At 74.1% G+C, this 23,352-nt stretch carries 19 protein-coding genes; 9 read left to right on the top strand and 10 right to left on the bottom strand.

What is annotated here, in order from left to right:
• The first annotated feature begins 64 nt into the window (after positions 1 to 64).
• The 4 genes from ACIPRD_RS09110 to ACIPRD_RS09095 all read left to right on the top strand — a co-directional run bounded on the left by ACIPRD_RS09110 (position 65) and on the right by ACIPRD_RS09095 (position 4,948).
• Positions 65 to 1,291: a cytochrome P450 gene (locus tag ACIPRD_RS09110; RefSeq protein ID WP_401561448.1), complete on the top strand. Its 1,227-nt coding sequence runs from the start codon at positions 65 to 67 to the stop codon at positions 1,289 to 1,291.
• A 210-nt stretch (positions 1,292 to 1,501) separates the two neighbouring features.
• On the top strand, positions 1,502 to 2,491 hold the full coding sequence (locus tag ACIPRD_RS09105) for an aldo/keto reductase (protein WP_356405011.1): 990 nt from the start codon (positions 1,502 to 1,504) through the stop codon (positions 2,489 to 2,491).
• A gap of 98 nt (positions 2,492 to 2,589) precedes the next feature.
• Positions 2,590 to 3,768 (top strand): PP2C family protein-serine/threonine phosphatase, encoded by a 1,179-nt coding sequence (locus tag ACIPRD_RS09100; protein WP_401561444.1) that lies wholly within the window; start codon positions 2,590 to 2,592, stop codon positions 3,766 to 3,768.
• 109 nt (positions 3,769 to 3,877) lie between these two features.
• A complete protein-coding gene (locus ACIPRD_RS09095; protein WP_401561442.1) occupies positions 3,878 to 4,948 on the top strand; it encodes a glycerophosphodiester phosphodiesterase family protein in 1,071 nt (356 codons plus the stop codon).
• Between the two features lie 136 nt (positions 4,949 to 5,084).
• Here the strand turns inward: ACIPRD_RS09095 and ACIPRD_RS09090 are convergent, their stop codons facing one another.
• The 4 genes from ACIPRD_RS09090 to ACIPRD_RS09075 form a co-directional block, all read right to left on the bottom strand.
• Entirely contained in the window at positions 5,085 to 5,618 is a 534-nt protein-coding gene (locus ACIPRD_RS09090; protein WP_401561440.1) for a hypothetical protein, read from the bottom strand.
• Between the two features lie 145 nt (positions 5,619 to 5,763).
• Positions 5,764 to 6,768, bottom strand: coding sequence for an acyl-CoA desaturase (locus tag ACIPRD_RS09085; RefSeq protein WP_401561437.1), 1,005 nt, complete (start codon positions 6,766 to 6,768; stop codon positions 5,764 to 5,766).
• 30 nt (positions 6,769 to 6,798) lie between these two features.
• Positions 6,799 to 8,055, bottom strand: coding sequence for a beta-ketoacyl-[acyl-carrier-protein] synthase family protein (locus tag ACIPRD_RS09080; protein ID WP_401561434.1), 1,257 nt, complete (start codon positions 8,053 to 8,055; stop codon positions 6,799 to 6,801).
• A 108-nt stretch (positions 8,056 to 8,163) separates the two neighbouring features.
• The gene (locus tag ACIPRD_RS09075; RefSeq protein ID WP_356404997.1) at positions 8,164 to 8,868 is read right to left on the bottom strand and encodes a lysophospholipid acyltransferase family protein; all 705 of its coding nucleotides are present in this window, start codon (positions 8,866 to 8,868) and stop codon (positions 8,164 to 8,166) included.
• Between the two features lie 186 nt (positions 8,869 to 9,054).
• Between ACIPRD_RS09075 and ACIPRD_RS09070 the strand changes: the two genes are divergently transcribed.
• Entirely contained in the window at positions 9,055 to 10,479 is a 1,425-nt protein-coding gene (locus tag ACIPRD_RS09070; protein WP_401561431.1) for a cytochrome P450, read from the top strand.
• Positions 10,480 to 10,495: 16 nt separating this feature from the next.
• Positions 10,496 to 12,115 carry a peroxidase family protein gene (locus ACIPRD_RS09065; protein ID WP_401561428.1) on the top strand — a complete coding sequence of 540 codons (1,620 nt, stop codon included), beginning with the start codon at positions 10,496 to 10,498 and terminating at the stop codon, positions 12,113 to 12,115.
• Positions 12,116 to 12,122: 7 nt separating this feature from the next.
• Here ACIPRD_RS09065 and ACIPRD_RS09060 read toward each other — a convergent pair whose 3' ends face one another.
• Together ACIPRD_RS09060 and ACIPRD_RS09055 are read right to left on the bottom strand one after the other, a co-directional pair.
• On the bottom strand, positions 12,123 to 12,383 hold the full coding sequence (locus ACIPRD_RS09060; RefSeq protein WP_401561426.1) for a hypothetical protein: 261 nt from the start codon (positions 12,381 to 12,383) through the stop codon (positions 12,123 to 12,125).
• 33 nt (positions 12,384 to 12,416) lie between these two features.
• A complete protein-coding gene (locus tag ACIPRD_RS09055) occupies positions 12,417 to 14,594 on the bottom strand; it encodes an acetoacetate decarboxylase family protein (protein WP_356404989.1) in 2,178 nt (725 codons plus the stop codon).
• A 383-nt stretch (positions 14,595 to 14,977) separates the two neighbouring features.
• On the opposite strand from ACIPRD_RS09055, the gene ACIPRD_RS09050 reads away from it, so the two are divergent.
• Positions 14,978 to 15,964 (top strand): acyl-CoA desaturase, encoded by a 987-nt coding sequence (locus tag ACIPRD_RS09050; RefSeq protein ID WP_401561423.1) that lies wholly within the window; start codon positions 14,978 to 14,980, stop codon positions 15,962 to 15,964.
• On the opposite strand, the gene ACIPRD_RS09045 is transcribed toward ACIPRD_RS09050, so the two are convergent.
• From ACIPRD_RS09045 to ACIPRD_RS09035, 3 genes are all read right to left on the bottom strand, one after another.
• Entirely contained in the window at positions 15,939 to 16,688 is a 750-nt protein-coding gene (locus ACIPRD_RS09045) for a hypothetical protein (RefSeq protein WP_401561421.1), read from the bottom strand. The two genes, ACIPRD_RS09050 and ACIPRD_RS09045, sit on opposite strands and share 26 nt — an antisense overlap.
• A gap of 122 nt (positions 16,689 to 16,810) precedes the next feature.
• Positions 16,811 to 18,706 carry a hypothetical protein gene (locus ACIPRD_RS09040; RefSeq protein ID WP_401561419.1) on the bottom strand — a complete coding sequence of 632 codons (1,896 nt, stop codon included), beginning with the start codon at positions 18,704 to 18,706 and terminating at the stop codon, positions 16,811 to 16,813.
• Positions 18,707 to 18,838: 132 nt separating this feature from the next.
• A complete protein-coding gene (locus ACIPRD_RS09035; RefSeq protein ID WP_401561416.1) occupies positions 18,839 to 19,294 on the bottom strand; it encodes a flavodoxin family protein in 456 nt (151 codons plus the stop codon).
• 198 nt (positions 19,295 to 19,492) lie between these two features.
• On the opposite strand from ACIPRD_RS09035, the gene ACIPRD_RS09030 reads away from it, so the two are divergent.
• Positions 19,493 to 20,131: a class I SAM-dependent methyltransferase gene (locus ACIPRD_RS09030; protein WP_401561413.1), complete on the top strand. Its 639-nt coding sequence runs from the start codon at positions 19,493 to 19,495 to the stop codon at positions 20,129 to 20,131.
• Positions 20,132 to 20,251: 120 nt separating this feature from the next.
• A complete protein-coding gene (locus ACIPRD_RS09025) occupies positions 20,252 to 20,974 on the top strand; it encodes a lipoprotein (protein ID WP_401561411.1) in 723 nt (240 codons plus the stop codon).
• 143 nt (positions 20,975 to 21,117) lie between these two features.
• On the opposite strand, the gene ACIPRD_RS09020 is transcribed toward ACIPRD_RS09025, so the two are convergent.
• Entirely contained in the window at positions 21,118 to 23,148 is a 2,031-nt protein-coding gene (locus ACIPRD_RS09020) for a DUF1996 domain-containing protein (protein WP_401561907.1), read from the bottom strand.
• Positions 23,149 to 23,352: the final 204 nt, after the last annotated feature.

Genomic DNA, 23,352 nt, shown 5'->3' with positions numbered 1-23,352 from the left:
TCCGGGGGCGTCGCCCCCGGACGGACGCAGTACCCCCGACTCTTGCCCTGGGAGGCACGTCACGATGACGACCGGTACCGAGACTTCCCGGATCGCCCTCGACCCCTTCGTCAGCGACCTGGACGGTGAGAGCGCGGCGCTGCGCGCGGCCGGCCCGCTCGCCGCCGTGGAGCTGCCCGGCGGCGTCCCGGTGTGGGCGGTGACCCACCACGCCGAGGCGAAGTCGCTGCTCAACGACTCGCGTCTGGTGAAGGACATCAACGCCTGGGGCGCCTGGCGCCGGGGCGAGATCCCCGCGGACTGGCCGCTGATCGGCCTGGCCAACCCGGGCCGTTCGATGCTCACCGTCGACGGCGCCGACCACCGCCGGATGCGCACCCTGGTCGCGCAGGCGCTCACCCCGCGCCGGGTGGAGCTGATGCGGGAGCGCATCGAGAAGCTCACCCAGGACCTGCTGCAGGCGCTCCCCGCGGACGAGGAGGTCGTGGACCTGAAGGCGGCCTTCGCCTATCCGCTGCCCATGTACGTCGTCGCCGACCTGATGGGCATCGACCAGGCGCGGCTGCCCCGGCTGAAGGTGCTGTTCGAGAAGTTCTTCTCCACGCAGACGCCGCCCGCCGAGGTCATCGCGACCCTCACCGAGCTGGCGCAGATCATGGCCGAGACCGTGGCGGCCAAGCGGGCCGAGCCGGGCGACGACCTGACCAGCGCGCTGATCCTCGCCTCGGAGGACGGTGACCACCTCACCGACGAGGAGATCGTCTCCACCCTCCAGCTGATGGTCGCCGCCGGCCACGAGACGACGATCTCGCTGATCGTGAACGCCGTCGTGAACCTCTCGGCCCACCCCGACCAGCGCGCCCTCGTGCTGTCCGGACAGGCCGACTGGTCTGCGGTGGTCGAGGAGACCCTGCGCTACGCCACGCCGACCTCGCACGTCCTGATCCGCTTCGCGACCGAGGACGTGCCGGTCGGGGACCGGGTGATCCCGGCCGGGGACGCGCTGATCGTGTCGTACGGCGCGATAGGCCGCGACGAGAAGGCGCACGGCCCGAGTGCCGGGGACTTCGACATCACGCGGGAGACGAAGAACCGGCACATCTCCTTCGGGCACGGTCCGCACGTCTGCCCGGGGGCCGCGCTGTCCCGCCTGGAGGCGGGCGTGGCGCTGCCCGCGCTGTACGCCCGCTTCCCCGGCCTGGACCTGGCGGTGCCCGCGGACGAGCTGCGCAACAAGCCGGTGGTGACCCAGAACGACCTGTTCGAGCTGCCGGTGCGCCTGAACGGCTGAGCCCGGGCCGGTCCCGGTCCGGCTTGACCTGGAGCGCGCTCCAAGCCGTAGCGTCACGGCCGTACCCGCGCTCGCGGGCCCTTCGCCGCCCGGCCTCCCCCACGGGATGCCGGGCGGCGGAATCCGTCGCTAGATGGATGAGGGTTTCCGAGTCGTGGGGAATCCGAACGGGACGGCTCACCGAGTGTGCGCGAAAGGCTGGGACACGGTATGCGACAGCGCAGTCTGCGGGATCTGCAGGTTTCGGCCATAGGCCTGGGATGCATGGGAATGTCCGCTTTCTATGGGACGGCGGACGAGAACGAGGGCGTCGAGACCATCCGGCGGGCCGGGGAGCTGGGCATCGACTTCCTCGACACCGCCCAGCTGTACGGGCCGCTGACCAACGAGTCCCTGGTGGGCGACGCGATCCGGGGCCATCGGGACGACTACGTGCTGGCCACGAAGTTCAACTACCGCATGGACGACGCGGTGCCCGGCGACATGTCCACGATCGGCCGGCAGGACGGCTCGGCGGAGCATGTGCGCGCGTCGGTCGAGGGTTCGCTCCAGCGCCTCGGCACCGACCACATCGACCTGTACTACCAGCACCGGGTCGACCCGGACGTGCCCATCGAGGAGACCGTCGGCGCGCTGGCCGAGCTGGTCGCCGCGGGCAAGGTGCGGCACATCGGACTGAGCGAGGCGAGCGCGGAGACCATCCGGCGCGCCGACGCCGTCCACCCGATCACCGCCGTGCAGAGCGAGTACTCGCTGTGGTCGCGGGACGTGGAGGCCGAGGTGCTGCCCGCCTGCCGCGAGCTGGGCATCGGCTTCGTCGCCTACTCGCCGCTCGGCCGCGGCTTCCTCGCCGGCCGCTTCTCCTCCCCCGACGAGCTGGACGCGAACGACTGGCGGCGCAGCAGCCCGCGCTTCGCCGAGGCCAACATCGACGCGAACCAGCGGCTGGCCGCGAAGGTGAAGGAGATCGCCGCGGAGAAGGGCGTCACCCCGGCGCAGCTGGCGCTGGCCTGGGTCCTGGCGCAGGGCGAGAACATCGTCCCGATCCCCGGCACCAAGCGCCGCGCCTACCTGGAGCAGAACGCGGCCGCCGTCGACATCGTCCTCACCGGGGACGACCTCGCCCGCATCGACGCGGAGCTGCCCGAGGTGTCGGGCGAGCGGTACGACGAGGCGGGGATGAGGTCGCTGAACGGCTGAGCGGGCGGCCGCTGATCCGGCCGGGCCTCCCGGGGCTTTCCGGTGCGGGTGGCCGGGGCGACATGCCGTGCGCCGCGTCCTGGCGCACGCTGGTAGGCATGGGCCTCCGACAGCTGGGAGCCGGTCTGCGGCGGTCGTGGCGGTCGGCGCACGCGCTGCTGCTGCTCCCGGTCGCGCTGATCGTGATGATCACGGTGGTGGACCTGCGCGCGCCGACGAACGTGCACCTGGGGCCGGCGCTGGTCATCGCGCCGGCCCTCACCCCGTCGTTCGGCGGCCCCCGCACCACCGCCTTCGTCGGCGCACTCGCGGTCGCCGCGCAGACCCTCATCGCCGTCCAGCACGGCGGGATCGGCACGACGAACCACGTCGTGCAGCTCATCACGCTGGCCGTGCTCTGCGTGATCGTGTTCCTGTACAGCGTCGTACGGGACAGACGCCAGGCCCAGCTGGCGCAGGTGCGCAACGTCGCCGAGGCCGCGCAGCACGTGCTGATGTGGCCGCTGCCCGAGGAGATCGGCTCGCTGCGAATCGCGTCCCTGTACCTCGCCGCCGAGGACGAGGCCCAGATCGGCGGCGACCTCTACGCGGTGACCCCGGGCGACGGTGCGGTCCGGGTGCTGATCGGCGACGTGCGCGGCAAGGGGCTGCCCGCGATCGGGGAGGCCGCGCTGCTGCTCGGGGCCTTCCGGGAGAGCGCGCACCGGCACCCGGACCTCGCGGAGCTGGCCGCCTCGCTGGACCAGAGCATCACCCGGTACGCCGCCGAGCTGGACGCCCCGGAGGACGCGGGCGAGCGTTTCGCCACGGCCCTGCTGGTGGAGATCCCGGAGCGCGACCCGGTCACCCTGATGACCAGTTGCGGCCATCCGCCGCCGCTGCTGCTGAGCCCCGGGCACGCGGTCACCGTGCCGAGTCTGCATCCGTCGCCGCCGCTCGGCGTGCACGGCGGCGCCGACCACACCCTGGACGTCTTCGCCTTCGAACCCGGGGACACCCTGCTGCTGTACACCGACGGCGTCGTGGAGGCCCGGGACGCGGAGGGCCGCTTCTATCCGCTGGCCGAGCGGGTCGCGCGCTGGACGGACGCGAGCCCGGAGGCGCTGATGCACCACCTGCGGCACGATCTGCTCGCCCACGCGGGCGGCCGGCTCGGCGACGACGCCGCGCTGATCGCCCTGCACCGCACCCCCGTGGACCGCCACCGCCACCACGGTCTCGGCGCGGCCGCGGAGAGCCTGCGGCACGGCACCGGGCACCGTGACAAGGTGAGTTGATCGCCCCGCGGCACAGACCGGCCGCCGGTCCGCACCCGTGGCGCGGTCTTTGCGCCAAAGTCGCGCCGGGAAGGGGGCCCGGAACCGGGCCCGTTGCGAGAATCCGCGCATGCCCCTACGACACCTGCTCACCGGGCTGGCCCTGCTGCCCGCGCTCGCGTCACCGGTCACCGCGACCGCGGCGCACGCGCACGGCGCCGCGCCCCCGCACCGGTTCGATCTCCAGGCCCACCGCGGCGGTCTCGGCCTGACGACCGAGGAGTCACCTGCGGGATTCGCCAAGGCGCTGCGGCTCGGGGTCTCCACGCTGGAGCTCGACACCCAGATCACCGAGGACCTGAAGGTCGTCGTCAACCACGACCGCCAGATCAACGGGGTCAAGTGCCGCGACACCGCCCCCGTCACGCCGGACGATCCGCAGTTCCCTTATGTCGGCAAGTACATCAAGGACTTGACGCTCGCCCAGATCAAGACCCTGGACTGCGGCTACCAGCAACTGCCGGGCTTTCCGCAGCAGGAGGTGGTCCGGGGCTTCCGGATGGCCGAGCTGAAGGACGTCCTGAACCTGGTGAAGAGTTACCGCGCGCACCGGGTCACGCTGAACATCGAGACCAAGGTGGAGGCGGGCGCCCCCGAACAGACCGCGCCGCGCGAGCTGTTCGTGCGCCGGGTGTACGAGGAGATCCACCGCTCCGGCATCGAGCGCCAGGTCACCATCCAGTCGTTCGACTGGGGCGCGCTGAAGGTGATGCACCGGCTGGCGCCGTCCTGGCCGCTGGTGGCGCTGACCAACTACGACTTCCTGGAGGTCGGCCGGCCCGGGGCGTCGCCGTGGCTCGGCGGGATCGACGCCGACGACTACGGAGGCGACTTCGTCCGGGCGGCCGCGACCCTTCCCGGGGTCACCACCCTCTCCCCCAACTACGGCTTCCCGCAGTCCGGAAAGGTCGGCGACCCGGACTTCCGGTTCTACCCGGACGCGGCGATGGTCGCCGAGGCGCACGCCCGCGGCCTGAAGGTGGTCCCCTGGACCTGCGACGATCCGGCGACGCTGGGAGCCCTGATGGACCTGGGGGTCGACGGCGTCATCACCGACTACCCCGACCGGGTGAGGCGGCTCATGGCCGACCGCGGGATGCGCCTGCCGCGCCCGTACCCGCCGCCGCACGCCCGGCCCTGAGCGCTTCGCGGCGGCCCGGAGCTGCAGGACGGCCCGGCCCCGACGCCTTCGCGGCGGCCCGGAACCCCCGGAACACTTCGGGCCGACCACGGGTTCCGCCCCGCACGCCGGGGCGGAACCGTGTCCTGCCGGCCGGTCAGCGCACCGGCTTCAGGTCGGTGATCTTCCGCGTCTTCAGGTCGGACTGCACGTCGATCCGGCTGACCTGGGCGTTCCTGCCGTCGCCCCAGGTGAGCGTGACCCTGCTGGTGGCGTGGCCGGCACCGGCGTCGCTGTAGGCGACCTTCCACTTCACCGGCACGTTCTGGGCGAAGAGGATGCCGTCGGCGTGGTTCTTCCGCTCCCACGCGGCGACCTTCTTCTGCGCGCCGGCGCTCAGGTAGAAGGCGCGCAGGGCCTTGAGGTCCGTTCCGGCGGCCGGGTCCTCGCCGTCCCACACGGCGTCGATGTAGGCGCCGTAGAAGTCGGCCACCCGCTGGCTGACCTGGCGGGGGTCGCCCTGTCCGCCGGGGACCGCGCCGGTGCGGCCGGCGGCCGGGGCGGCGGTGCGGGCGGTGCGGTCGGTGCGGTCCGCTCCGGTTCCGGCGAGGGCGGGCGTGACCGCGGCGAGGGTGAGGCCGGCGGTGAGGGCCACGGCGGTGAGCAGGGTCTTGCGCTGGCGAACGGACATGTCTCTCATTCCCCGTTTGCTTCGTGGCCGGTCCGATCCCGGCCGTCGACGCACCCTAAGACCGCGAACCGCCCTCGCCGGTTCCGTCGTCCGCCCCTGGATCGCCGGTGTCCTCCTGCCGGGTGACGCGCTTCGCCCGGCCGGCTCAGCGGGCTCGCTCCGGTCGGCCGACGGCGGGACGGTCCTGCCTGCGTCCGGCCACCCGGCGCCCGTCAGGCCAGCGGACGTCGTAGGCCCAGCCGAGGCGTTCGAACCAGCGGATCAGCCGGGCGCTGGCGTCGAGCTGGCCGGTGAGGACACCGTGGCGGGCGCTGGTGGGGTCGGCGTGGTGGAGGTTGTGCCAGGACTCGCCGAAGGAGAGCAGGGCCAGCCACCAGACGTTGCCGGAGCGGTCGCGGCTGCGGAACGGGTGCGCTCCGGCCGCGTGGCAGATGGAGTTGATGGACCAGGTGACGTGGTGGACGAGGCAGACGCGCACCAGACCGGCCCAGAAGAAGGCGGTGAGCGCGCCCCGCCAGGACCCGGTCAGCGCGAGGCCCAGCAGGGCGGGCAGGCCGAGGGAGACGAGGACGAACACGCCGAAGCCGCGGGAGATGAGCGTGATGGCGCGGTCCCGCAGGAGGTCGGGGGCGTACGCGCGGGCCGACGCGTGCTCGGTCTCGAACAGCCAGCCCAGGTGGGCGTGGAGCATCCCCTTGGCGAGGGCCCGGGGGGAACGGCCGTACCGCCAGGGCGAGTGCGGGTCGCCGTCGCGGTCGGAGTAGCGGTGGTGCTTGCGGTGGTCGGCCACCCAGGTGAGCAGCGGGCCCTCGACGGCGAGGCTGCCGGCGACGGCGAGGGCGATCCTGAGCGGGCGCCGGGCCTTGAACGAGCCGTGGGTGAAGTGGCGGTGGAAGCCGACGGTGATGCCGAGCCCGCTGACGAGGTAGAAGGCGGTGGCGAGCACCAGGTCCGTGGGGCTCAGTCCGTGCCGCCAGGCGAGGGGCAGGGCGGCGAGGAGCGCCAGGAACGGCACGGCGACGAACACGCCGATCAGGAACTGCTCGGCACGCTGCCAGGAGCGGCGCCGGCCGCGCGGCGGGACGGGTTCCGGGGAGTCCGGAACCTCCGGGCGCGCCGCGGCCTCCGTGGACTGCGAGAACTCCGGCAACGGGGGACCTTTCGGCTGGCGGACGGACACCTACTGGTCGGGGGCGGTGAAGGCGAGGACGGCGTTCTGGCCGCCGAAGCCGAAGGAGCTGCTGACGGCGGCTCGTATCCGCTGCGGACGGGGGGTCTTGGTGACGACGTCGAGGTCCATCGCCGGGTCGAGGGTGCCGAGGTTGGCGGTGGGCGGGATCAGCTGGTGGCGCAGGGTGAGCACGGTGCAGGCCGCCTCGATGGCGCCGGCGCCGCCGATGGCGTGCCCGATGGTGCCCTTGACCGCGGTGACGGGCGGCGGCCGGTGGAAGACCTTGTGCAGGGCGGCGTGTTCGGCCGCGTCGCCCTGCGGGGTGGAGGTGCCGTGGGCGTTGACGTGGTCGATGTCCTCGGGGGCGAGGCCGGCGTCCGTGAGGGCGCCGCGGATCGCGCGGGCGGCCCCGTCGCCGCCGGGGTGCGGGGCGGTGAAGTGGTGGGCGTCGCAGGAGGCGCCGAAGCCGGAGAGCAGGGCGGCGGGACGGGTGCCGCGGGCGCGGGCGTCCTCGGTGCGTTCCAGGACGAGCACGGCGGCGCCCTCGCCGAGGACGAAGCCGTCGCGGTCGCGGTCGAAGGGGCGCGAGGCCTCGTGGGGGCTGTCGGCGCGGCGGGACAGGGCGCGCATCTGGGCGAAGCAGGCGGCGGTCATCCGCAGCCGGGCCGACTCGCTGCCGCCGGCGAGGACGAGGTCGCAGGCGCCGGACAGCAGCAGGTCCCGGGCGAGTCCGATCGCGCTGGTTCCGGAGGCGCAGGCGGTGCTGACGACCATGTTGGGGCCGGTGGCGCCGAGGTCGAGGGCGATCTCGGCGGCGGCCATGTTGGGCACGCTGCGGGGCAGTGCGAGCGGCGAGACCCGGTCCGGCGCCTGGTCCGCGAGCCGGTCGAACTCGGCCTGCCAGCCCTGCATGGACCCGGTGCCCACCCCCATCACGACGCCCACCCGGGCCCCGTCCCAGCCGCCGGGCGCGAGGCCGGCGTCGGCGACCGCCTCGCGCGCGGCGAGCAGCGCGAAGGTGGTGAAGCGGTCGAGGCGGCGGCTGAGCCGGTGTCCGAGCAGGCCGGAGGTGTCCAGGTCGGGGACCCGGCAGGAGAAGGCCACCGGGAGACCGTCCAGGCCGGGGTCGGCGGTCGCGGTGGACTCACCGGCGCACAGTCCCTCCCATGCCGCGTCCCGGCCGACGCCTGCCGGGGTGACCAGTCCCATTCCGGTGACCGCCACCGGGGGGCGCCGCACCGCGCCTCCTGCTTTCACGAGCTGCATGAGCGGTGATTATCCGGGCGCGGGACACCGGTTCCCGGCTGCGACAACTGGTTGGGCCCAGGACGGCGTCCGCTACCACCCGGATGTGCCAACGCCGGGGCGGGAACGTCAGCGGCCGGCGGGCGGCGCGGAGCGGCCGTCGCCGTCCGGCGTGTCCCCGTCGGCCCCCTGGCCGAGCGCCCGGACCGCGCACGACCAGGCCTCGGCGAGCGCGGCCTCCAGCTCGTCGAGCGGCCGGCGCGCGCCGGCCAACTGGAGCGGTTCGCCGAAGTGCACGTGGACACGGGGGCGCCGCAGCGGGGCGGTGGCCCAGCCGGCCAGCTGTTTGGCGCGGCCTCCTGAGGTGACGCGGCGGGCTCCGGCGTGTCCGACCGGGACCACCGGTACGCCGGTGGACAGGGCGAGCCGGACCACACCGGTCTTCAGAGGACCCGGCGGCCGGTCGTGCGCGGCGCGGTACCGGGGCAGGCCGCCCTCGGGGTAGATCAGCACGCCGCGTCCCTCGGTCAGCGCGTCGGCGGCGGGCCGCAGCGCGTCCTGCGCGTGGCGGCTGCCCCGGTGCACCGGCACGTGTCCCTCGCGGGTGAGGGCCCGTGCGAGCAGGGGCACGCGCCAGAGCCCGGCGGTGGCCAGCACGGCGGGCCGCTGGCCGAGGCGGTGCAGGGTGCCGACGAGGAGGACGGGGTCGAAGAAGGAGGTGTGGTTGGCGGCCAGGAGGCGGCCCGACCCCGGCTCGTCGCGCAGCCGTTCGGCACCGCTGACGGTGGTGTCGCTGAACACGGGCACGAGGGCCCCGGCCCAGGTGGACAGCATCGGGCACTCTCCTCTGCGGGGACGGGGGCGACCGGTCGGGCGGGACGGTCGCAGAGGTCGTCGGGGTGCCCCGGAAGGGGAGTGCCGCGCCCCCTCGCGACACCGTCAATGTACCTCCCGGAGGGCCCGGTCATCCGAATGCCCGTCCGAAATGCGACGTGTCCGGGCCGGTGGGTGAATGCCCTCATGGACTTTCTCGCCGCGTACGACGCGATCCCCGAGGACGACGTCCCGCAGCGGGTGTCCCTGCTGCGCGCACGCATGGCCGCCGACAAGGCGGGCGTCTTCGCCCAACTACGCGAACAGAGGCCCGTGTTCAGCACCCCGGTCGGCGTGTTCGTCACCCGCCACCCGGACGTGCTGGAGGTGCTGTCCGCGCCGGGGACGTTCACGGTGGGCGTGTTCGGGCCGGCCCTGGAGGACGTGCTGGGCGCGCCGTTCGTGCTGGCGCGGGACGGCGCCGACACGCACTGGCGCGAACGCGGGTACGGGCAGCTCGTCCTCGCCCCCGAGGACGCGCCCCGGGTACGCGAACTGACCGCGTCCGTGGCCGACGCCCTGCTGGACGAGGCGGTGGCCCGGGGCGCGGAGACCTTCGACCTGATCGAGGACTACGCCCGTCCGGCCGCGGCCCGTGTCGCCATCCGCTATCTGGGGTTCACCGGCATCGACGAGGAGACCCTGCACGACTGCACCCGCCGGATGCAGTGGGCGTTCGCGGTGAACCCGGGGCGCGACCCGCGCATCCACGCGGACGGCGTGGCGGCGGGCCGCGAGCTGCACGACCGGGTGGCCGAGATCATCGCCCGCCGCCGCGCCTCGGACGGCCGCACCGGGCCCACGCACGACGGGGCCGGCCGTGACGGGGCCGCGCATGACGGGGCCGCCCGCGATGGGGCCGGACGTGACGGGGCCGGACGTGCGGCCGGGGACAGTGCGTGCCCCGCGGCCGGGGACGGCAACGCGTCCGGGCCCCTCTCCGACGACGTCCTCTCCCGCATGCTGCGCATCAGCCTGCCCGAGGAGTACGCGTTCGACGACGAGCGGATCAACGCCAACCTGGTGGGCTATCTGACGGGCTACCAGCAGAACGCCACCCAGTGCGTGGCCACCGCGCTCAAGGAGCTGGCGCTGCGGCCCGAGGTGCTGGCGGAGGCGGAACGGCTCGCGGCGGACGGGGATCCGGCCCGCTTCGACGCCTTCGTGTGGGAGGCGCTGCGCTTCCACCCCTTCGTCCCGGTCACGCCCCGGCTGTGCGTGCGCGACCACACCCTCGCCGCCGGCACCCCGCGGCAGACGGTGATCCCGGCGAGCAGCGTGGTGCTGGCCTGCTTCGCGTCCGCGATGTTCGACGAGGAGGTCGTCGACGCACCGGCCGAGTTCCGCCCCGGACGTCCGCCCGCGCACAACCTCGTCCTCGGGTACGGCGCCCACGACTGCGTCGGCCGGTACGCCGCCTCGGTGATCCTGCCCGAGCTGGTGCGGCGCGTGCTGCTGCGCCCCGGCGTCCGGCCGCTGCCCGGCGGCGAACACGCCCTCGACTACGCGGGCACCCCGTTCCCGCAGCACTACACGGTGAGTTCCGGCCGTCCGGCCGGGAACGCGAGCTGACCCGGAGGAACCGCCCATGACCGTGACGTCTCGTGCGACGCAGACCCGGAACACACCGTGGACCGGGGTACGGGACCGCTCCCGCGACGGGCGGCGCAACCGGTTCGAGACCCATCTGCTGACCCACTTCGGGCCAGTGTGGCGGGCGGCCGGACGCAGCAGGTGGCTGCACCGGCGGCTGAACTCCACGCTGACCGACCTGGCGGTCCTCAAGGCGCCGCCGCGCCCGAACCCGCTGAGCACCAAGAGCCCGTACACCTCCTGGGACTCCCTCACCGACCGCTCCTGGGTGGGCCGGCATCTGCCGCCGGCCGTGGGCGGGACGGGTCACCTGCCGGCCGTGCGGGAGGTGACCGAGCTGTTCCGGCGGGAGGACGGAACCCGGTTCTGCCCCCGGTCGACGGCGCTGCTGCCCGCGTTCGCCCAGTGGTTCACCGACGGTTTCCTGCGCGGGCACGCCGCCACCGGAGATCCGCGCCGCACCGACTCCCCGCACACGCTCGACATGTCCCAGCTCTACGGCGACCGCCCGGAGGTCACCGCGTCCCTGCGCACCTTCGAGGGCGGCCGGCTGAAGAGCCGTCAGGTGGACGGGGGCGAGTTCCCGCCGCTGCTGTGCGAGGGCGGCAGGATCAAGGAGGAGTTCCGGGCGATCCGGCCGGTGCGGTTCGACGAGGTGCCCGAGGAGCTGCGGGACAGCCTCTTCGCCGCCGGCGGCGACCGGGTGCACGCGCACATCGGCCCGATGGCGATGAACGTGCTCTTCCTGCGCGAGCACAACCGGGTGGCCGCCCTGCTCGCCGACGCCCATCCCGGGTGGGACGACGAACGGCTCTTCCAGACGACCCGCAACACGCTGATCGTGATGATGATCCGGGTGATGCTGGAGGAGTACATCAACCACATCACGCCGTACCACTTCGACTTCGCGCTGGACCCGGTGCGCACCGACCGGGGCGTGTGGCACCGGGAGAACTGGGCGACGATCGAGTTCAGTCTCGTCTACCGCTGGCACAGCCTGGTTCCGTCCAGCTACGCCATCGGCGGCCGGGAGGTGCCGCTCGCGCACACCGTCGCCAACGGCCGGCTGGTCGCCGAGCGCGGTCTCGGGCCGCTCATGGAGGACCTGTCACTGCAGCCGGCGGGCCTGTCGGGGCTGTTCAACACCGACGAGGTGCTGCTGCCCATCGAGGAGCGGAGCATCACCGTAGCCCGTGAGCTGCGGCTGGCCTCGTACAACGACTACCGCGCCCACTACGGCTTCCCCCGGGTCACCCACCCCGGGCAGATCTCCGGCGATCCGAAGGTCCAGCAGGCGCTGACGGACCTGTACGGGGACGTCGACGCGATCGAGCTGTACGTCGGGCTGTTCGCGGAGGAGCCGGAGCCCGGGGCGATCTTCGGGCGGCTGCTGGAACGCATCATCTCCGTGGACGCGTTCTCGGAGGCGCTGAACAACCCCCTGCTCGCGCCGCGCCTGTTCGCGCCGTCGACGTTCTCGGCCGAGGGCCTGCGGGCGGTGCGCGAGACGCGGGGCTTCTCCGACCTGCTGCACCGCAACCTGCCCGAGAGCAAGGCGCGTTACTTCGTTTCCCTCGGCAGGAGCGCGGCGGACTCCAGGACCACCGCGCTCTGAGGCGAGGTCAGCCGCCAGCTCGCACATGGGCGAGCAAGGCCTCGGCGGCGGTGCGCAGTTGCTCCGCCGCCGTGCCGCAGGCGGTCGCCTGCTGTTCCAGGGCGGACCGGCTCCACCCGGGTGCCACGGCGCAGCCCTCCAGTGTCGTGGCGGCGGCGCGCAGCCGTCGGGCGTACTCGTCCATCAGGTCGGCGTCGGTGTGCAACGCGGCCGCTCTGTCACGGAGTTCACCGGCGGGCGGCGTCGTTGCGGGGGACTCGGTCACCATGGCTGCTCCCGGTCGCGTGGGGGTGCGGGGGTGTCAGCGCGGCAGGACGGCGCCGGCGCTACGGTGGGTCATGAACTGCGGGCAGGACAGGACGAACAGCGGCCGGGCGGTGTCGATGCCGAGGCGGCGCAGCTGCCCGGCCATCGGTTCGGCCGCTCCGGTGTCCAGGCGCAGCCGGACCCCGTTCCCGGAGTGCAGCCGCAGCCGGCCGTGGGTGCGCAGCAGGGTGCGCACGGTGCTCTCGCGCCGCCGGCCGTAGAGCACCCAGTCCGCCTCGGGGCAGCGGACGCCCGGGCCGAGCCGGCCCTCGACGCCGATGCCGAGGTCGGCCGAGGTGAAGGCGATGTCGCGGCCCATCAGGTCGGCCTCGGCCAGGGTGCGGAGCGCGGGCTGGGCCCAGATCTCCCGGGCGACCACGCGGGCCTCCTCGCTGGTGACGGCGAGGGAGAGGACGTAGCGGCCGGTGCGGCGCAGGTCGACGCGGCGCAGCAGGTCGGAGGCGACGTCGAGCGGGCGGGGCCGCCACAGGTCGTCCACCAGGACCGACAGGGCGATCTCCGTGTACGGGCCGATGGTGGAGCAGCGGTGTTCGTACAGGGAGACCACCGCGAGCGCACGCCGGCCCAGCCGGCTCGGCACCATCCAGGTGACGTCGGGCAGCAGGGCCCGGGCCGCGTCGGCGTCGACGGGGTAGCACAGGTGGGCGGCCGAGGAGTCGTAGTAGCGCACGGGGACGTCGACGGGACCCGCGGTGGTGGTGACGGACGTGGTGGGGAGGGTGAGGAACGGGTAGCCCTCGGGCGGGTGGGCGCGGTCCTTGAGCTGGTAGGCCTGGGTGCGCACGACGGGGCCGCGGTAGGGCGCGAGCGCCTCGTCGACGTCCCTGCGGGCCTCGGGGATCACGGTGCTCAGGTGCTCCATGTACTCGCGGAGCATGTGGCAGAGCGGGAACTCGTGGGTGGGGCCGATGTAGTCGACCTCGTACCAGTGGGGATGCGGGTCGAAGGCCGTGCCCGCTCCCCTGCCGTCCAGGACCGGCACGATGTCGTGCTGGTTGGTGATGCTGGCGACCCAGGTGCGCGGGTCGGCGGGCTTCTTGTTGTCGACCGGCGAGCCGACGGCGACCACGTGCGTCACCCGGTAGGCGCGGCAGAACTCCTCGTCCTGGGCGAGGTTCATCAGGGCGATGCCGCCCTCGCTGTGTCCGATCAGGGCGAGGTCGGCGCCGCGCGGGATGCCGTGGCGCTCCAGGGCCAGCAGGACCGAGCGGGTGTAGGGCGAGTCGGCCATGAACAGGTTGCGCCAGGCGCCGACGAAGTCCTGCGGGGAGTCGTTGCGGGGCCGGCCGGGCGCCATGCCGGGGGCCTGGACGACGTACCGTACGACGCCGTCGGGACCGCGCACGTTCTGCACGAGGATCCGGCCGTCGGTGGCCAGGGTGTCGATGTTGCGCAGGAAGCCGAGGAAGGAGCCGTCGCCCGCGATGGCCAGTTTCTCCCGGTCGGTGAGGTCGACGGCCTCGGCGGCTCCTTCGCCCCGGTCGAGGCCCGCGAGGTGGGCCGCCTTGATGCCCTTGACGGGGTCGGCGCTCAGTTCGCGGCCCGTGGCCAGCGCCCAGCCGGTCTCGTCGTTCATCGGGTCCTCGTCCAGCAGGGCCCGGATGGCGAGGAGTTCGGCCATCAGGGGGGCGAGCCCGGACAGGGCGCGCTGGGCGCCCTGGTCACGGAAGAGCGCCCGCAGGGCCCGTACGGCCGCGAGATCGTGGTCGGCGGTGACGGCCTCCGTCAGCCGGCGCATGCCCGGGTCGCGTTCGAACTCGGGGTGGTCCACGAGCACGGCGGCGATCCGCAGCCGCAGCGAGGTGACGGCCACCAGCGCGGCGAGGGTCTCCCGGCCCAGGACCTCGCCCGCGACGCCGAGCACGGATCCGATGCCCCTGGACGCCGCACCGGCCGCGCCGCCGAGCCCCTGTCTGCTGGTCAGGGCCCGCAGCAGGGCCCATCGGGCGGCCAGGCCGGTACGGGGCCTGCGGCGCGCGGAGCCGGCCAGGGAGGGCGCGAAGAGCGCGGTGCTGGTGCGTCCGGCCACCGCCCGGATGCCCTCGGCGACGTCCACCACGTCCCGCGCGCACCGGCGCAGCAGTTCCCTGTGGTCGTGGCCGCCCTGCCCGTCCTGCCCCGGCCGTCCGGGGGCGTGGCCGTCCGTGCGCATCCGACACTCCTCGACTCGACGACGTACTCCTGCGCCCGGAGGGAAGGGCGCGAACAGGAGTGGAAAGAACGAACACGAACGACCATGGGCACGGAGGAGTGACGGGAAGCGGACGCGGGAGGAGGGTCGTGGACGGGGCGGATGAGAGGCGGCCGTGCACGCGGCCGGGCCTTCGCGAAGGGGCGAACGCGTCCGGAGGGGACGCGGCCACGGTCCCATCGTCGGGCAGTCGTGGCGCGCCCGCACCTTCATCCATCCAGGTAGAGCACGTGCGCCAGGTCCGTACGGCCGTGCGCGCCTGACGGTCCATGGCATATGGCAGCCGCATAATCGCCGCACATGACCCCTTCCACTTGCCCGGTCCACCGCGCGCGAGGTGCGCGGTGACCACGTCCGCCGATCACCCGAACGGGCTACGCACCCCGCTGCCCGACACCGTCCCGGTGAGCGTTCCGCTGCGCACCGGCTATCTGCTCATGCTCGTCGTGGGACCGCTGGCCGTCCTGGGCGTGGCGCTGCCGGCCGCCCTCATGGCCGGCTGGGGCCCGCGCTGGTACGACCTGGCCCTCGGCGCGGGGATGTACGCGCTGTCCATCATGGGCATCACCGCCGGCTACCACCGGCACTTCACCCACCTGTCGTTCAAGGCCGCGCGGCCACTGCGGATCGCCCTCGGGATCGCGGGCTCCCTGGCCATGGAAGGGCCGGTCACCATGTGGGTGGCCGAGCACCGGCGCCACCACCAGTACGCCGACCGGGACGGCGACCCGCACTCCCCTTGGAAGTACGGCACCTCCCGCAGGGCCCTGCTCAGAGGGCTCTGGCACGCGCAGGTGGGCTGGTTCTCGTCCTCGCCGGTGCGCGCCAACTATCCGCGCTACGCCCCCGACCTGCTCGCCGACCCGGACGTACGCCGCCTGGACCGCTGCTATCCGGTGGCCGTCGCCGTCTCCCTGGGGCTGCCCCCGCTGCTCGTCCTGGCCGGCACCGGCGACCCGCGGGCGGCGGCCGTCACCTTCTTCTGGGCGAGCCTGGTGCGGTACGCGCTCGTCCACCATGTCACCTGGTCCGTCAACTCCGTGGCGCACGCCTTCGGCACCCGGCACTACGCGACCCGCGACCAGTCCCGCGACGTGCGCTGGGTGGCGCTGCTGACCTTCGGCGAGGGCTGGCACAACCTCCACCACGCCGAACCGGCCAGCGCCCGGCACGGCGCCCTGGACGGGCAGCCGGACCTCACGGCGTGGCTGATCGCCCGTTTCGAGCGCTGGGGCTGGGCGCACGACGTGCGCTGGCCGGACGAGCGGCGCGTCGCTGCGCGGCGGCAGGTGGACCCGGGCGGGGTCAGACGTCCGGGAAGTAGCGGGTGAAGGGGGTCGGGTCGACGGCGAACAGGCCGTCGAACGGCTGGTTGAGCTGGTAGACCAGCAGCACGGTGAAGGTGATGAGCGCCGTCAGGCCCATCACCATCACCACATGGGTGGCGCTCCGTCGCACCCCGAACATGAACATGAAGGCCACGGTGAGCACCCCGCCGACGATCAGGCCGAACCACAGGACGGGCGACAGGCCGTCGCCCACATCGGCTTCCCGGCCGCGCCGGGCGTCGTCCAGCACACTGAGCTGGGCCAGGGTCTCCTGCAGCGTGGCCTGCTGGGCCGGGGTGGCGTCGGCCGGGACGCCGCCCGAGGCCCGGACCGTGTCCAGCAGGGCCCAGCCCTCCTGGCCGGACAGGTCCCCGTCCCGCATGGCCGGCCATTCGGCGGACACGACGTGGTGCACGTACGCGTCCACCGCGCCCCGGGTCCGCCTCGCCTCGGGCGCGGGGAGTCCGGAGGACAGCATCAGGATCTGGTGCGCGGCGCTCGCCTCGGTCCGGACATGGCTCTCGGCCCCGGACCGGATCTCCCACACGGACACCATGGCCAGCCCCAGGACCAGGGCGTAGAGCACGCCGACCATCATGGAGATGTACTCGGCCACGTCCTCGCGCGGCTCCTCGTCCGGACCCGGCGGCCAGAACCGGTGCCGGGCCATCACGACACCGGCGGCCACGAGTGCCACCCCCAGAACGACGGCGAAGGTCTCGATCACGGGCTCGGGCTCCTGTCGTCTCGCTGCACACGGCGGGGTCTGGGGGTGGGCTCGGGGCTTGAGGGGGCGGTGCGCTTGAGGGGGGCTAGGGGATGCGGGGGGCGTCGCGGGCGCGTGGGGGCTTACGAGCGGATCCTCCGCGAGCCGAGCAGCACGGCGGCCACGACCGCGGGGATCAGCATCAGGAACAGCACGGTGAGCAGCCCGAGCCCGGTCGGGTCCCCGTCGGGGCGGAGGAAGCGGGCCATGAGGGAGGGGGCGCGCCGGGGGAACGGGGGAACGGCGGGGGCGGCCTGGCGTCCTGAGGCCGACTCACCCGGGTCCGAGCCGCCGGAGTCCGGCCTGCCCGCGTCCGACCGGCCCGAGTCCGACCGGCCTGTGGTCGACGACCCCGGCGGCGCAAGGCCGTCGCCCGAGCGGCCGAGGGTTCCGTCGCCGGAGGCAGAGGTGCCTGCGGTGGTCCCGCCGCCCGTGGGCAGGCCCGCCGTGGTGTCCCCTTCCGCCGACGAGTCGGCAGGCTGCTGCCCGGCGGGGTCACCGGCACCCGTCCGACCTCCCGTCTCCTGCCCGGCAGCCCCGTCGCCTTGACCGCCGGTCACGCCCCCGGCGCCACCACCGGATCCGCCTGCGCCGCCAGTCCCGCCAGTCCCGCCTGCGCCACCCGTTCCCGCCGCGCCCGCGGTCGTTCCGGCACCGACACCCGCACCCGCACCGACTCCGGCTCCGGCTCCGGCTCCGGTGGTCGTACCGGCGGCGGCTGCGGCTCCGGCGGCGCCCGTGGTCGTACCCGTCCCGGCGGCCGAACCCGCCGCCGTGCCGGGAGCGGGCGCGGGGGCGGGGGCCGTGCCCGCGGCGGGCGGGAGTGCGGGGGCGGGCGGGAACACGGCGCCCGGGGGCAGCGGCAGGACGGGGGGCGAGCCCGGCGGGCCCGCCGGAGGTGCGTCGACGGGCGGAGGCGCGGGGGCTCGCGGGGTGCCCGGGGCCGGCGCTGTCTGGGGTGCCGGGGCCCGCAGGGTGAAGGTCCCGGAAGCACCGGCCGTCAGCGGAGGCGGAGGTTCGAGAGTGCCGTCCGGCCGAAGAGTGCGCGTCCGGTCGGTCCCCACGACCCGTCCCGCGCTGCGATAGGTGCCCGGGGACCGCCGCACCTCGGCCACGCACCGCACGGACCGGCCCGGGTCCAGCGCTGGCACGACGGGGCCGCCCCCGGGACAGTCGATGCGGGGCGGCGCGAGGACGGGGTCGGTGAGGCGGAGGTCGTAGACCCGTCGGTCGCCGGGGTTGGTCACGTCGTAGAACACGGTGGCACCGCCGTGGGCCGCGGCGGAGCGCGTCAGAGGCGCGCGCACCGGACCTGGCCACCGGGCACCCCGGCCGACACGTGCGACACGTGCAGCACGGACCGGACGGGCCGCACGGGCCGGACCGGCCGCACGTGCGGTTCGCGTCGCCGGGAGGGCGGCCGCGCCCGGGGCGGTCCAGCCCGCGCGGGTCACGCGCGGCGTCCGGACCGTCTCCGACAGGCCGACCCGCCCGCCGACGCCGCGGTATCCGGCGCGGGCGACGGCACGGGACTCGGCGCGCAGGGCCGGGATCCGGCCCACCGCCCGGACGTCGGCGATCCGGAAGCCGGGCCGGGCGACGGTGCGCGCCGCGCAGCTGACCGAGGTGAGGCCGCGCAGCATCGGCACGTACGCGAGGCCGCCGGGGCATCGGACCGCGGCAGCGGGCAGTTCGGGGTCGGTGATCCGGACGTCATGGAGGTCGGCTCCGGTGCGGTTGGTGAGCTGGTACGTCTTCACCAACCCGTGTCCGACCCGGATGCCCGGACGCGTCGCACCCGTGCCGGGGCGGGTGTCGACCGCGACCGCCAGCACCAGCCCGTGCGCGCCCGCGCCGTCGGCGGACGCCGGACCGGCCGGTCCGCCCGCCGCGGCGAGGAACAGGGACAGCAGCAGGGCGGTACGGCGCCCCCAGGTCCCCGGGGAACGACCAGAAGCCCGTAAATGTCCTACAAGCACACGAACAGAACTAACAGAGCATGTGCCGAACAGGCGTCCGGTCCACGCCGGTGACCTCGAACGCACGCGCCAGGATCACTCCGGTGGCCGCGCGGACGGCGGCCTCAGCCCTCAGCCCTCAGCCCTCAGCCCTCAGCCCTCGGCGAGTCCGGCCGCGATGGTGGCGCCCAGTTCCCAGCAGGCCTCGGTGTCGGCCTTCCCGGCCTCGCCGGTCAAGGTCACCGCGTCGGCGGCACGCCGCCAGCCGAGGCCGGTGGTGACCGACTCGATCGCGCGGACGGCACCCGTGACGTCGTTGCCGCCGTGCACGTAGTAGCTGAAGGGACGGCCCCGGGTCTCGTCCAGGCAGGGGTAGTAGATCTGGTCGAAGAAGTGCTTGAGGGCGCCGGACATGTAGCCGAGGTTCGCCGGGGTGCCGAGGAGGTAGCCGTCGGCCGCGAGGACGTCGGAGGCGGTGGCGGACAGCGCCGCGCGCCGGACCACGCGGACGCCCTCGATCTCCGGGGTGGTCGCACCCGCGACGACGGCCTCGAACAGCGCCTGGCAGGTGGGCGAGGGCGTGTGATGCACGATCAGCAAGGTAGGCACGCCCCGCACCCTGCCCTGCGGGCGCCTCGCCCCGCAAACGAGGTCCGGGGCACGGGCGGCGGGAGCGGTGTCGGCAGCGGCATCGGCAGCCGCAGCGGCATCAGCGGGAAGCTGTGTCGGCAGCGGCGAGGCGTTGTGGCGCGCGGACCCGGGGTGCGACGATGCCCGGCACCTGCACGGGTTACGGGAGGAGCCGTCTTGACCGAGGACGATCGCCGGGTGCCGGCCGCCGTGGTGTTCGACGCACTGGGCCTCGACTACGAGAAGGCCTTCGCCTCCTCCGAGGCGCACCGGGCCTCACTGGACTGGCTGCTGGACCGGCTGGCGCCCGGCAGCCGGGTACTGGACGTGGGCAGCGGCACGGGCCGCCCGACCGCGTGGACCCTGGCCGGGGCGGGGCACGACGTGCTGGGCGTCGACGTGTCCCCGGTGATGACCGAGGTCGCCTCCCGCCAGGTGCCGCAGGCCCGTTTCCAGCTCGCCGACATCCGTGAACTGCCCTTGGAGGACGACTCGTTCGATGCGGTGTGCGTGTATTTCTCCCTGCTCCAGATGACCCGCGCGGAGCAGTCGGCGGTCGTGGCGCGGCTGGCGCGCGCGCTGCGGCCGGGTGGCCTCGCGGTGCTGGCCACCGTGCCGATCGACATCGAGGCCGTCGACGCGGTGTTCATGGGCCAGCCGGTGCGGGTGACGAGCTTCGACGCCGCGGGCTTCACCCGGCTGGCGACCGGGGCCGGGCTGACCGTGCTCGCCGAGGAGCACGCGCTGTTCTCCCCCGTTCACCCCGACGCCGTACCCGAACCGCACCTGTTCCTGCACTGCCGGCGCGACGGCTAGGGACCGCTTCCCCGGTCGCGCGAGGGCGCGCCGCCCGCGTGCGACTCCGCCGGGTCGTCGCCGTACGACGGTGTCGGAGCCGCCGGTTACAGTGACCGCCCGAGCGGGAGGGAGAGGGCAGTGCAGGTCAGGGTGGGGTCCGTATGGGGCGGTGCGGTCCGGGTGATGGTGCTCGCGGCCGTGCTGGGCGGCTGCGCGCAGTCCGCCGACGGCGACGGGGACTCGAAGAAGCCGTCCGCGAGGGCGTCGGCCGACGCGAAGGGCACGGCGGCAGAGGGCAGGGCGGCAGAGGGCAGGGCGGCGGCGAGCGGGGGCACGGTCGGGGGTGCCGGCTCGCCGTGCGAACTGCCCGTCCGGTTCGACGTCGCCGAGGGCTGGAAGGCCAAGGGGATCGACGCCGGGGCCGAACTGTCCAAGGCGGCCGGTGGCTCCGGGGACGATGTCTCGGGCGCGCTCGCCGAGAGCCTGCTGCGCCAGGGGCCGGTGACCGCCGCCTGCGAGATCGACGCCAAGCCCGCCGGACACCTCGGCTTTCTGCGCGTGTGGACCGGCAAGTCCGGTGGCACCGACGCCCGCGCGGTGCTGCGCGGGTTCGTCGACGCCGAGGACGGTGTGAGCAAGGAGCGTTACCACGCCGTCGAGTTGGGCGGCGGACGGTCCGGCGTGGAGGTGCGCTACCTCGTCACCAGCGAACTCCTCGACGAGAGCAAGGAGGAGACGGCCTTCGCCGTCAGCACCCCCGGCGGTCCGGTCGTGGTGCACCTCGGCGGGCTGGACACCGAGGAGCACAAGGCGATGCTGCCGGCGTACGAACTCGCCAAGCGCACAATGCGGGTGCCGTAGAGGTTGCGGGTGCCGGAGAGATTGCGTGTGCCGTAGAGGTTCCGGGTGTCGTGGACGCAGGGGTCACCTCGCGCACGGCCCGCGGCGGCCCGCCCCGGGAAGGGCGGGCCGCCGCGGACTGCCGGCTCCCGGCGCGGTGCGGGTCAGTACCGCATGCGCCTGGCCCGGAGCAGCATGATCAGGCCCGACAGGGCGAGCAGGACGCCGATGGCGGCGGGCCACAGGTGGGCGCCGGTGTCGGCGAGCCCGCCCTGCACCGCCTGCGGTCCGGTCTGTGCGGGCGGGGGCGCGCCGCCGCCGGTGACCGCGGCCGAGGGCGACGCGGACGGGGTGGGCAGACCGGCCTCGCCACCTGAACCGGCCTGAGCGGAGGCGGTGTTCGCGGCGCTGGAGGCGTTCGGAGCGGCCGTGGCGTTCCCGGCGGGCGCGGCGGTCGTGCCGGACCGGTCGTCGCCGCCGCCGTGCCCGGCCTTCCCGTCGTGCTTGGTGGTGTTCGCGGGCCTGTCCGTGCCGGCCGGGCGCGAGGTCGCGGCGGGCTTGTCCGAGGGGGCGGGGCGGCTCGTGTGCGAGGGGGCTGCCGTGTCCGCGGGGCGGGTGGTCGCGTCGGTCCTCGGCTCCTCGGCCGCGCCGGACGCGGACGCCGTCGCCGCGGGCGGGGCCTGCGTGCCCGGATCGGCGCTCGGGGCGCTCGTACCACCGGAGCCGTCACCGCCGCGGGCCCCGCACGTACGGCCGGAGTTGATGCAGTCGACCATCTCGCGCATCAGGCCGTCGTCGAAGACGTTGATGAAGTCGCCGTGGTCGGTGACGGGCTTGTGGAGCTGCTCGGGGAACGAGTCCACCGCGAACAGCGGGACCGTCCGCCCGCCGTCGTTCACGCTCGGGGCGGGGACGTCGTAGACGATGCGCTGGACGAGCTGCGGGACGGGTTCGAAGCCCGGGGCGCAGGAGCCGTCGGCGGCGGCGAAGGCCACATGGGTGCGGTGGTTGGCGCTGTCGATGTTCCGGCCGTCCCAGCAGCTCTGGAAGCGGAAGGTGCGGACGACGTCGCTGCCGGCAGGGCACAGCGGATACTTGTCCTTGAGCTGCCGGTCCTCGAAACCGGTGCAGCTCCAGGAGGCGTTGGCGTTCCCGGGACCGTTGACGAAGGCCTTGGCGTCACCGGTGATGATGCGCAGCAGCCTCGGCATCGCGGTGACCTTGGAGCGCGGGTTGCCGACGAAGGTGAGGGTCACCTCCTTGGGGGTGACGATCTGGCCGGCGTTGCCCTCCGTTCCGCCGCCCGGTGCTCCGGCGTCCCGCTCCTGCTTGCCGTTCTGCAGCCGCAGGACGGGCCAGTAGTACGTCGATCTGTCGCCGCGGTCCACACAGGAGGTGTCCGCCTTCGCCAGGTCGTCGTCGCCGGCGAAGGCGTTGTTGGACTGGTTGCCGACGTAGTCGTGGAAGTGGTGCGCGCCGTTGGAGACTCCGGGCGCGACGATCACGTTGTCCGAGTTGAACAGGCCGTTCGCGTTGACGCCGCAGGCGGAGGTGAAGGTGCCGCGCGAGGCACCGGCCTGCTGCTGCGGCTTCGGCACGTCGGGCTGTACGGCGGTGATGTCCGTGTAGTCGGAGGCGACGGGGCCGTTGCCGCCCTGGCCGGCGCCGTTCTGGCCCTGGGCGCCGCCCGACTGGGCTCCCCCGCCGGGTGCGGCCGTGGCCGCACCCTGTCCTGCCTCTCCGCCGCCGCTTCCCGGATCACCGGTCGCCGCTCCGCCCTCGGCGGGGCGCAGTCGGCAGGCGGCGAGGGCTTCGAGCCCCTCGGGCCGGTCTCCGGCGCGGTCGATGGCGTCGGCTATGCGCCCGATGGCGGCTGTCCTGCGGTCCTTGAGCGGGTTCATGATCGGACCGTCGGCCGCGGCGGGGTTCTCCCGCACCGCCTGCGCCGACTGCTGGAGTTGCTGGTAGGCCGCGGCGATCTGCTGGTCGAGCTGGGCGAGTTCACGGTCGACGTCCGCGCGGGCCGCGTCCGGCACCTCGGTCAGCCGGCTGCCGACGTCGGGGCAGTCGATCGTGGCCATGCCGGCGGACCTGACCTGACCGGCCGTCCCGGATCCCGGCTGTCCGTCGCCCCAGCCGCCTTCGGAGGCCGAGGCGTAGACGTTCGCCGCGACCAGGCCGCCTCCGCCCAGCATCAGGGCGATCGCGGCGAGGGTCACGCGCCGCGCGCCGGTCGGACGTCTGCGCCTGTTGCGTTCCAAGGTCGTTCCCCTGCGTCTCGTGGTCGGTCGGGGTATGGGCATGGAACTCCCCGCCCCCATACGTACGGTGTGGCCGCGGTGTTCAACCGCATCGCGAATTCACGGCGACCTCACAGGAGAACCGGGTCACACCGCCCG

The organism is Streptomyces sp. NPDC090108 (assembly GCF_044747185.1).
Taxonomy (GTDB): Bacteria; Actinomycetota; Actinomycetes; order Streptomycetales; family Streptomycetaceae; genus Streptomyces.
Note: the sequence above shows the minus strand (reverse complement) of the source record. Positions and strands in the feature narration are given on the sequence as shown.

Excerpts from the sequence above, each read along its gene's own strand:
- ACIPRD_RS09110 (WP_401561448.1), top strand. The coding sequence starts at position 65 with ATGACGACCGGTACCGAGACTTCCCGGATCGCCCTCGACCCCTTCGTC.
- ACIPRD_RS09105 (WP_356405011.1), top strand. The coding sequence starts at position 1,502 with ATGCGACAGCGCAGTCTGCGGGATCTGCAGGTTTCGGCCATAGGCCTG.
- ACIPRD_RS09100 (WP_401561444.1), top strand. The coding sequence starts at position 2,590 with ATGGGCCTCCGACAGCTGGGAGCCGGTCTGCGGCGGTCGTGGCGGTCG.
- ACIPRD_RS09095 (WP_401561442.1), top strand. The coding sequence starts at position 3,878 with ATGCCCCTACGACACCTGCTCACCGGGCTGGCCCTGCTGCCCGCGCTC.
- ACIPRD_RS09090 (WP_401561440.1), bottom strand. The coding sequence starts at position 5,618 with ATGTCCGTTCGCCAGCGCAAGACCCTGCTCACCGCCGTGGCCCTCACC.
- ACIPRD_RS09080 (WP_401561434.1), bottom strand. The coding sequence starts at position 8,055 with ATGCAGCTCGTGAAAGCAGGAGGCGCGGTGCGGCGCCCCCCGGTGGCG.
- ACIPRD_RS09075 (WP_356404997.1), bottom strand. The coding sequence starts at position 8,868 with ATGCTGTCCACCTGGGCCGGGGCCCTCGTGCCCGTGTTCAGCGACACC.
- ACIPRD_RS09070 (WP_401561431.1), top strand. The coding sequence starts at position 9,055 with ATGGACTTTCTCGCCGCGTACGACGCGATCCCCGAGGACGACGTCCCG.
- ACIPRD_RS09065 (WP_401561428.1), top strand. The coding sequence starts at position 10,496 with ATGACCGTGACGTCTCGTGCGACGCAGACCCGGAACACACCGTGGACC.
- ACIPRD_RS09060 (WP_401561426.1), bottom strand. The coding sequence starts at position 12,383 with ATGGTGACCGAGTCCCCCGCAACGACGCCGCCCGCCGGTGAACTCCGT.
- ACIPRD_RS09055 (WP_356404989.1), bottom strand. The coding sequence starts at position 14,594 with ATGCGCACGGACGGCCACGCCCCCGGACGGCCGGGGCAGGACGGGCAG.
- ACIPRD_RS09020 (WP_401561907.1), bottom strand. The coding sequence starts at position 23,148 with ATGCTGGGCGGAGGCGGCCTGGTCGCGGCGAACGTCTACGCCTCGGCC.